Here is an 8,344-nt window from a genome sequence, read left to right as displayed (position 1 = left end):
GCCCCCGAGTCCATTATGCTTACCCCAAGCCGGGGGTAGAGCGGGCGGCCGGGGGGTTTCGCCGAGTCCGCCGCGCCGACCCGCCAGGCCGTCGGATCAGGCGCAGGTGAGCGTGGGGGAGGCCCAGTCGGCGTGGTCGTAGGCGTTGCCGTCGCCCGCATCGGCGACCTGGAGGGTGAGCTCGTAGGCGCCGGTGAGCGGGGCGTCGAGGTGGGCGGCGGCCGCGCTGCCGGTCAGGGTGGCGCTCTCGGCCACCTTCACACCGTCCGCGTACACCCGGAAGACCACCGAGCCGCTGTTGCCGACCTCGTCGTCGACACCCACGTCGGTGCTCAGGCCGGTGCACGAGCCGCCCAGGTAGTACGTGACGGTGGCGACGGCGTGGGTGCCCAGGCCCTTGGTGTACCGCGTACCGCCGATGGTCAGGGTGCGGCCGTCGCCGGCCGCCTGCTCGCCGTTGCTGCGGTCGCGCTCCACCGGGCCCCAGCTGTTGGCGGCACTCGCCCACGCCAGGTCGCTCAGGGCGTGGCCGCCGGCCGACGGACCGTCGCCGCAGGCGAGACGCGCACCCGCCCAGTCCGCGTGGTCGTAGTCCTTGCCGTCCCCGGCGTCGGTGACCACCAGCCGCAGGTCGTTCGCACCGGTGAGGTCGACGCTGAGGCGCTTCGCGGGATCGCTGCCCCGGAGCACCCCGCTGTCGGCGGCCAGGCTCTGGTCGCGGTACACCTGGAAGACCACCGAGCCGTTGTTGCCGGCCTCGTCGTCGACGCCGACGTCCACCGTGAGGTTCCGGCACGTCCCGCCCAGGTGGTAGCGGACGTCGGAGGAGGCGTGGACGCCCAGGCCCTTGGCGTACGCGGTGCCGCCGACGGTCAAAGTGCGTCCGTCGCCGGAGCCGCTCTCGCCGTTGCTCCTGTTGCGCTCCACCGGACCCCAGCCGTTGGTGGCCGAGGTCCACGCCAGGTCGCCGAGCTGGTACAGGCCGGCGGGCAGCGCGATCGGCGCGCTCGGGGTCACCCGGTACATCACCGTGCCGTGCGGCGGCACCGAGGCGCTGACCGCGCCGGTCGAGGTGGTGCTCTGCCCGGACCACAGGTCCTTGAGCGTGTACGAGGGCGCGCCGCCGATCCCGGCGGCCTCCGCGGTGGTGGCGACGGTCCGGGTCACGCTGTTCTCGTTGGTCAGCGTGATCGCGCGGCTGCCGTCGGCCAGCGGCTTGCTCATGACGACCAGGCCGCCGCTGCTGGACAGCACGGTGCCCTGCACGCCCAGCGGGTCCTGGTCGACCGCGATCACGTCGGTGTTCTTCAGGATCGCCAGCGTCGCCGCGCTCGCGGTCCGCAGGTCGCTGCCGATCAGCAGCGGCGCGGACATCTCGGCCCAGAGGCTGAAGTGGGTGCGGTACTCGGTGTCGGTCATGCCGCCGTTGCCGACCTCCAGCATGTCCGGGTCGTTCCAGGCGCCGGGCCCGGCGTACGGGGCGAGCGGCTGGTTGGCGTGCGCGATGCCGATCATGCTGGACCAGGAGTCGGAGATGTCCCCGGTGGTGCGCCAGGAGTTGCCGACGTCCTGCGCCCAGGTCCACGGCTGGTTCTGACCCCACTCGCAGATGCTGTAGAGGATGGGGCGGCCGGTGGCCTTCAGCGCGTCGCCCATCGCCCGGTAGCGCTGCCGCGCGTCGACGCCCTGGTTGTTGCAGTTGTCGTACTTGAGGTAGTCGACGCCCCAGGACGCCCACAGGTTGGCGTCCTGCTGCTCGTGGCCGAGTCCGCCGGGGAAGCCGAGGGTGTCGCACGTCTTGGTGCCGGCACTGGAGTAGAGGCCGAACTTCAGGCCCTTGGAGTGGACGTAGTCGGCCAGCGCCTTGATCCCGTTCGGGAAACGGACCGGGTCCGGCACCAGGTTGCCGGAGGCGTCGCGGTTCGGCAGGGCCCAGCAGTCGTCGAGGTTGACGTACTGGTAGCCGGCGTCCTTCAGTCCCTGGGAGACGAAGATGTCCGCGATGCCCTTGACCATCGACTCGTTGAACTCGGCCCGGCAGTGGGTGGAGTTCCAGTTGTTGAAGCCCATGGCGGGAGTGCGGGCCAGTGTGTTCTCCACGGCCGCAGCCGGTGGCGCGGCGGCCAGCTGGACGCCGGCGACTGCCGTGGCGGCGAGGGCGCCACCGCCGAACAGCATGGCCAGCGAGGTGGTCGTCGCGGTGATGACGTGCCTGATTCCGCGTGTGGACGGAGGCAAGTGAGTACTCCTGTCTGGGAGGTGAGCAGACCCGGAGGTGCAGGTGCAGGTGCAGGTGCCGTGGCCGGAGCCCGGAGCGGAGCTACGCCGGCAGGCCGACGGCGCGGCCGCGGTTGCGGCGCTGCTGGATGACGACGGCGGCCACCAGGAGCAGGCCCTGGGCGACGTTCTGCCAGAAGGTGTTGATGCCCTGGACGGTGAGCCCGTTCTGCAGGGCGCCGAGCAGGGCGACCGCGAGCAGAGTGCCGCCGATGGTGCCCTTGCCGCCCTTGAGGGCGCAGCCGCCGAGCGCGGCCGCGGTGATCGACTGGAGTTCCAGGCCCTCGCTGCCGGAGACGGGCTGCCCGGAGCCGGTGCGCGCGGTGAGCAGCACACCGGCGAGGGCGGCGACCGTGCCGGTCAGCGCGTAGGCCGAGATCAGGTACTTGTTGAGGTTGATGCCGGCCAGCCGGGCGGCGGTGTCGTTGCCGCCGAGAGCGTAGATGTTGCGGCCGATGTCGGTGTACGTGAGCAGGACGTGCACCGCGGCCGCGACCAGCGCCAGGATCCAGACCATGGTCGGCAGCCCGGCGATCCTTCCCCGGCTGAGGAAGACGAAGACGGGGTCGCCGAGCACGTAGCCCTGCGCCCGCCCGTCGGAGACGAGTTGGGCGAGTCCCTTGTACGCGGCGAGGCCGGCCAGGGTGGCGATGGTGGGGTTGACCCGGCCGTGGATGATCACGACGCCGTTGAGCAGGCCGACGGCGGCGCCGGCGAGCAGGGCGGCGCCGATGCCGAGCGGGGCGCTGGAGCCGGTGGCGGTGAAGACCATCGCGCTGATCACGGAGGCGAGGCCGGCCTGGGAACCGACGGAGATGTCGAGGCCGCCGCAGATGATGATGACGGTCTGGACGACGGCGAGCAGCCCGGCGATGGTGGCGGCCTCGCCGATCACCCGGATGTTGTCCCAGCCGAGGAAGTTGGGGTCGAGCGTGCCGAACAGGGCGACCACGACGACGAGGGCGCCGAGGAGGCCGACGTTCTGCCCGCCGATCGAGGCGAGGAGGGTGCGCGGGCCGCGCGGGCGCGGCTCGGGCCCGGTCCCGCTCGGCGGGCGCTGGGTGCTCGGGGCGGTGGCGGCGCTCATCGGGCGGCTCCCGTCGCGGTGGTCGGTGGGGTCGGCGTGGTCGGGGTGGCCTGGGTGCCGGCGTCGGCTTCCGTGTCGGCGCCGCCCGGGGGAGCGGCGGTGAGGTCGTCGGCCATGGCGAGGGCGAGGATCGCCTCCTCGGAGGCCTCGGACCGGCCGAGTTCGCCGGTGATGCGGCCGTTCTGCAGGACGAGGACGCGGTCGGCGAGGCCGAGGACCTCGGGCAGTTCGGAGGAGACCACCAGGATGGCCACGCCCTCGCGGGCCAGGTCGGCGATGATCTGGTAGATCTCCGCCTTGGCGCCGATGTCCACGCCGCGGGTGGGCTCGTCGAGGATCAGCAGGGCGGGCCTGCGGGCCAGCCAGCGGGCCAGGACGACTTTCTGCTGGTTGCCGCCGGACAGGGTGTGGACCTCGGTCTCGACGGAGGGTGCGCGCACCCGCAGGCGGTCGGCGAACTCCTGGGCGAGGGCCCGCTCCCGGGACTTGCTGACGAAGCGCCGGCGGCGCAGCCGGCGGTGGCTCACCAGCGCGGTGTTGTCGCGGATGGTGCGGTGCAGGAACAGGGCCTGGGCCTTGCGCTCCTCCGGCGCCAGACCGATGCCGGCGGCGATGGCGTCGCGCGGGCTGCGCAGGTCGAGACGCCTGCCGTCGAGCGTGACGGTGCCGGAGCGGATCGGGGTGTCCCCGGCGAGGGCGAGGGCGAGTTCGGAGCGGCCGGCGCCGATCAGCCCGGCCAGGGCGACCACCTCCCCGGCCCGGACCTGGAGCGTGACGTCGTGTACGTCGTCGGTGGTGAGGCCCTGGACGTCGAGCACCACGCGGTCGGTGGCGACCTCCTGCCGGGCGAACAGGCCGGCCAGGTCGCGGCCGACCATCAGGCGGACGACGTCCGCCTCGGTGGTGGCGGAGGCGTCGACGACGCCCGCGACCCGGCCGTCGCGCAGGACGGCGATGCGGTCGGCGAGGCGGAAGATCTCCTTCATCCGGTGCGACACGTAGACGACGGCGACGCCCTGCTCGCGCAGTCGTCCGATCAGGGCGAACAGGGCCTCGGTCTCGTGCTCGGAGAGGGAGGAGGTCGGCTCGTCGAAGGCGATCGCGCGGGGCGGGGTGGCGCCGGTGAAGGCGCGCAGGATCTCCACCAGCTGGCGCTGGGCGGCGGTCAGCCGGGAGCCGGGCACATCGGGGTCGAGGACCTTGGCGAAGCCGAGCGCCGCCAGGTCCGCGGTGATCCGGCGGCGCAGCTCGGCCCGGTCGAGGCGGCGCCCGGGGCGACGGGGCAGCGAGCCGGCGTACACGTTCTCGGCGACCGAGACGTGCGGGATGATCTCCGGCTCCTGCGGGATGATCCGGATCCCGGCCCGGCGCGCGTCGATCGGCGAGGCGAGGTCGAGCGGCGTTCCGTCCAGCAGGACCCGCCCCTCGGTCGGCCGGTGGTCGCCGGTCAGGACGCGCAGGAGGGTGGACTTGCCGGCGCCGTTCTCACCCATCAGGGCGGTGACCTGGCCGGGCGGGAAGTGCAGGGTGACGTCCTGCAGCGCGTGGACGGCGCCGAAGCGCTTGGAGACGTTCTCGGCGGACAGGCCGGCGGCCGCGGTGCTGGTCATGGGGCCTCACTCACGCGTGGAGGGGCGGGACGGGAGCGGGGACGCGTCAGCTGCAGGAGACGCCGGCGGCCTGCCAGCTCGCGGCGTCGACCATCTTGGTCGGGGCGAACGCCTCGGCCGGGAAGTCCTTGCCGTTCTTGAGGCGGTCGTACATGGTCTGGACGGCGAGGGCGCCGACGTCCTTGCCGTTGATGAACAGCGCCGCCTTCATGCCGGACGGCTTGCCGGACTGCCAGTCCTTGCAGGCGAGGTAGGCGCCGAGGCCGACGCCGATGATGTCCTCGGCGTCGATGCCGGCGTTCTGCAGGGCGGTGACGCCGCCCTGGACGTTCTCGTCGTTGCAGCCCCAGACGACCCAGTGCTTGACGCCGGGGTTGGCGGTGATCGTGGCCGCGACCTTGTCCTGGGCGCCGGTGGGGGTGTTGTCGGTGGCAACGTCGAGGCCCCGCACGCCGTGGACGGCCGAGTCGAAGGCCGCCGTGGCGGCCTTGACGCGGTCGCCGCAGACGGTGACGTCCTGCTTCCAGGCGGCGATGATCCGGGTGTCGGCCGCGTTCCAGCCGGCCTTCTTGAACTCCTGGGCGGCCCGCTTGCCGACCTCGCCGCCCATCTGCTCGCCGCTGAAGCCGATCCGCGGCACCAGATCGTTCTTCGCGCAGGACTCGGGGGCCGGGCCGGTGGTGCAGATCTGGTCGTCGGAGGTGAGCAGGGCGACCTTGGCGTCCCGGGCGGCCTGGACGACCTGCGGTCCGACCGCGGGGTCGGGGACCACGATGATCAGGCCGTTGCTCTTCTGCGCGATCGCGGACTGGACCTCGCTGACGGTCTTGTTGGCGTCGTTGCCCAGGTTGACCACCTTCAGGGCGACGCCGAGCTCGGCCGCCTTCGCCTTCGCGCCGGCTGCCTCGCCGATGAAGTACTCCTGGTCGCCCTGCTTCTGCAGGTACGTCAGGGATATCTTGCCCTCCACCTTGGCGACGTCGCCGGACGAGCCGGACGGCGCCTGTCCGCTCGAACACGCGGTGAGGCCGAGAGCGGCGGCGAGAACCGTCGCGGCAACGGGGGCGAGGCGGGAGCGCGGGGTGGGCATGTGGAGGCTCCTGTGGTGGGAAGTGACCTGCGAGTGCGACACAATCGACCAGAATCACGCGCAATCAAACGTTGCGGGTCACAGGAAATCCGGTGATCATGTAACCGTCAATCCCCTGCGCTCAAATCGGCTCAAGTGGCAGGGCGGCAGGAGGAGTTGAGGCCCCATTCGCCGAAGCGGCGGTACACCACGCCCGGGCCGACAGCACCACATGCCGGCCGGTTCGCCGGACGGCCCCGGTACGACGCCCCGCACGGCGCCGTTCGTCGACGGTCGTCGGCGGGCGCCGCCGGCGTGGTGTCCGGGGCCGGGCGTCAGGCGCCGGGGTGGTGCCAGCGCCCGTACGCCGCGGCGAGGATGAAACCGGGGCCGAAGCCGACGAGCAGGCCCTCGCTGTCGTGCGCCGGAGGGGCGTCGAACGTCCGGGCCAGCACGTCCAGGACGGCCGAGCCCCCGAGGTTTCCGCACTCCGCGAGGCTCGCCCAGGAGTGTGTCAGGTCGCCCGTGGCCTTGTCGGGGTCGAGCCCGAGACCGTCGGCGGCGTCGAGGATGATGCGCGGCCCGCCGGGGTGCACCACGACGAAGTCGGTCGGCCGCCCGTCCAGCCACTTGTGGAGCTCCGGGAGGGAGTCGTTCAGTGCGCGGGTGGCGGCGTCGGTGGAGTCGAAGTGCAGCCCCTCGGCGGTCAGCCGCCCCTTGTAGCGGCTGATGCTCTCCGGCAGCACGTACTGGAACGTGTCGCCGATCTCCATGCTCGGGCCGTCCCACCGCGGGGTGTCCGACACGACCACGGCACCGGAGCCGTCCCCGAACAGCACCTTGTAGATCATGGACTCACGGCTGGTGTCGACGTGGTTGTACGTCGCCGCCGACAGGCACTCGGCGACGACGATCAGGACGTTCGCGCCGGGATGCGCCCTGATGTCGTCCCGCGCGTACACGATCGCCTGGGCGCCGCCCGCGCAGCCGACGCTGGCCATCGGGATCCGCCGTACGTCGGCCCGCAGCCCGAGCTCGTACACCAGCGACACGTCGAGCGAGGGCACCGCCCACGAGGTCGTGTGGCTGGTGATGACACAGTCCACGTCCTCGGGCGCGAGCCCGGCGTTCGCCAGGGCCTGGCGGCCCGACGCGACGGCCAGCCGCAGCGCGTCCTCGAACGCCGCGCCGTTGCGCTCCTCGATCGGTGCGGTGCCGGAGACGGTCGGCGCGGACAGCGGGCGCGTGAAGTACCGCTTCTCCACGGTGGTCGCCCGGGCGATCCGCAGATAGGCCTCCAGCCGGGGCAGCTCGGGGTGCGCGGCACGGATGTCGGCGCACAGCTCGTCGGTGGTGACCAGGTTCGGGGGCAGGGCTATGGCGGGGCGGGCTATGTGAGCCACGGCTGAGACTCCTCGGGTCGGGGTAGGGGAAAACGTACGTGATGGGTGCCGGTTGTTCCCCCGTCCGGTACCCCTCAGGACCTCAGCGGCGCCGACAGCACCGGATGCCGCTCGGCGAGCGACCTGCCCGGCGTGTAGACCAGCAGCATGACCCGCGAACCGGGCGAGGTGACGGGCTCGGCCACACACGTCGTCACCCAGCCGGGACCGTGCACGGCATGGTGGATGGGCCGCTCGGACCCGTCCGGGTACGGGATCGGCGCGGTCGCCGCCTCCCGGTAGATCGGCCCCGCCACCGGGTCCGCCAGAACGTCCGCCTCGATCCGCGCCAGCGTCGCGTTGTCCGGCCGCATCTCCCGGGCGTGCCGCAACTGGGGCATCACCAGGGGCGCCCACCGGCCCTCCCAGTCCGTCAGCACCTCCGTACGCGCCTCGTCGTCGAGCAGCATCCACCGCATCGTGTTCGCCGGCGGCTCACCGCGCGGGAACAGGCTCCGGTAGTCCTCGTTGTGCGCCAGCACGTTCCACTCGGCGTCGGTCACATACGCCATCGCCCCGTTGATCCGCTCCATCACGCCCCGCCACACCCCGGGCACCGTCATCCCGGAGTCCTCGTGCAGGGCATACGGCGGATTCTCCCGCCGCGCCAGCCGCCACAGGATCGTCCACTCCTGCTCGTTGAGCCGCAGCGCCTTGGCCACGGCGGTCAGGAACTCGTTCGACACCTTGGCCAGCTGCCCGTTCTCGAACCGGTTGTACGTACCGGGCGCACGGTGCAGCAGACAGTCCATCTGCTCCTGACTCAGCCCGACGGCCCGCCGCCCACGCCCGGACGTCCGCCGCGGAAACCCGGCGGATTCGGGACTGATGGCCGCGCGGCGTTCCTGGAGGAGCCCTT

5 protein-coding genes and 2 pseudogenes are annotated in these 8,344 nt (G+C 72.3%); all 7 read right to left on the bottom strand.

What is annotated here, in order from left to right; translation table 11 throughout:
- Positions 1-96: 96 nt before the first annotated feature.
- Positions 97-513, bottom strand: a pseudogene (locus ACWEV0_RS25145) (NPCBM/NEW2 domain-containing protein); the annotation flags it as partial.
- 39 nt (positions 514-552) lie between these two features.
- Positions 553-2,178: pseudogene (locus ACWEV0_RS25140) on the bottom strand (NPCBM/NEW2 domain-containing protein); the annotation flags it as partial.
- A 142-nt stretch (positions 2,179-2,320) separates the two neighbouring features.
- On the bottom strand, positions 2,321-3,364 hold the full coding sequence (locus ACWEV0_RS25135) for an ABC transporter permease (protein ID WP_453151716.1): 1,044 nt from the start codon (positions 3,362-3,364) through the stop codon (positions 2,321-2,323).
- A complete protein-coding gene (locus ACWEV0_RS25130) occupies positions 3,361-4,974 on the bottom strand; it encodes a sugar ABC transporter ATP-binding protein (protein ID WP_453151715.1) in 1,614 nt (537 codons plus the stop codon). Before ACWEV0_RS25130 ends, ACWEV0_RS25135 begins: the two co-directional genes overlap by 4 nt.
- Positions 4,975-5,020: 46 nt before the next feature.
- Positions 5,021-6,064, bottom strand: coding sequence for a substrate-binding domain-containing protein (locus ACWEV0_RS25125; protein WP_453151714.1), 1,044 nt, complete (start codon positions 6,062-6,064; stop codon positions 5,021-5,023).
- A 314-nt stretch (positions 6,065-6,378) separates the two neighbouring features.
- Complete coding sequence (locus ACWEV0_RS25120) at positions 6,379-7,446, bottom strand: PhlD (protein ID WP_453151713.1); 1,068 nt, start codon at positions 7,444-7,446, stop codon at positions 6,379-6,381.
- A 74-nt stretch (positions 7,447-7,520) separates the two neighbouring features.
- Positions 7,521-8,237: an MmyB family transcriptional regulator gene (locus ACWEV0_RS25115; RefSeq protein WP_453151712.1), complete on the bottom strand. Its 717-nt coding sequence runs from the start codon at positions 8,235-8,237 to the stop codon at positions 7,521-7,523.
- Between the last annotated feature and the right edge of the window lie 107 nt (positions 8,238-8,344).

The organism is Streptomyces sp. NPDC003943, assembly GCF_053605265.1.
This window is presented reverse-complemented; position numbering and strand designations above follow the sequence as displayed.